A 1,258-nucleotide genomic window follows, 5' to 3' on the forward strand; every position below is an offset into this window, starting at 1 on the left:
GAAATCTGCACAGCTAGGATAAGTGGAATTTCTGCCTGACTTCGGCTTAGATGCCAGGAACAGGAGATACCATGACGAGACGACCACGCCGGAACCACAGCCCGGCTTTCAAGGCAAAAGTGGCGCTTGCTGCGATCCGAGGTGAGCAGACACTGGTGGAATTATCCCAGCAGTTCGACGTGCATGCCAATCAGATCAAGCAGTGGAAAGACCAGCTTCTTGAGGGTGCGACAGGCGTTTTCGGTGATGAAGGGAAGGCGGAACCGGCCGGACCGAGCATCGATGTGAAAACGCTTCACGCCAAGATCGGCGAACTGACCTTGGAGAACGATTTTTTGTCCAGTGCGCTCGGCAAGGCGGGATTGCTGGGCGGAAAGAAATGATCGACCGCGAGCACAAGCTGTCGGTCGTGAGGCAGGCCAGGCTCCTCGGCTTCAGCCGTGGCAGCGTCTACTATTCGCCGCGTCCAGTATCTGATGGCGATCTTGCCCTGATGCGCCGGATCGACGAGCTGCATCTCGAATATCCGTTCGCGGGAAGTCGGATGTTGCAAGGGCTTTTGAAGGGAGAAGGCCTGGAAACTGGGCGGCTGCACGTCGCCACGCTGATGAAGAAGATGGGTATCGAGGCGATCTATTGTCGCCCGAACACGTCAAAACCAGCGCCAGGTCACAAAATCTATCCCTACCTCCTGCGCAAGCTGGCGGTTACCCAGCCCAATCAGGTATGGGCGATGGACCTGACCTATATCCCCATGGCGCGTGGTTTTGTCTACCTCTGCGCCGTCGTGGACTGGTTCAGCCGTCGGGTTCTGTCGTGGCGATTATCGATCACGATGAAGGCGGACTTCTGTATCGAAGCGGTCGAGGAAGCGCTGGCTCGCTATGGAAAGCCGGACATATTCAACACCGATCAGGGATCGCAGTTCACATCCATCGACTTCACGGCGGTGCTGAAGAAAGCTGAGATTGCGATCTCGATGGACGGCAAGGGCGCGTGGCGGGACAATGTCTTCGTCGAACGGCTTTGGCGGTCGATCAAATACGAAGAGGTCTACCTCCACGCCTACAAGACCGTGTCCGAGGCCAGCGCGGGGATCGGTCGTTATCTGAACTTTTACAATACTCGACGCCCACATTCTTCGCTTGACCGGCACACGCCGGATCAGGCTTACTTCAGCGCGCTGGCACCGATGATGGTGGCGGCATAATCGAGGCGGAAATCCACTTAACGAGACGCCCGAAACTGTTCAGACAAA

Annotated in this window: 1 protein-coding gene; it reads left to right on the top strand. The window is 56.8% G+C overall.

Annotation, left to right across the window (positions count from 1 at the left end; translation table 11 throughout):
- The first annotated feature begins 71 nt into the window (after positions 1 to 71).
- Positions 72 to 1,210, top strand: a protein-coding gene (locus F9K91_RS25440) for an IS3 family transposase (RefSeq protein ID WP_167522288.1) whose coding sequence is annotated in 2 segments (ribosomal slippage) — positions 72 to 330 and positions 330 to 1,210 — 1,140 coding nt in all. Because the reading frame shifts where the segments join, the coding sequence is not laid out codon by codon here.
- Positions 1,211 to 1,258 lie beyond the last annotated feature (48 nt).

Origin of the sequence: Brucella tritici (genome assembly GCF_008932295.1) — a bacterium.
GTDB lineage: Bacteria > Pseudomonadota > Alphaproteobacteria > Rhizobiales > Rhizobiaceae > Brucella > Brucella tritici.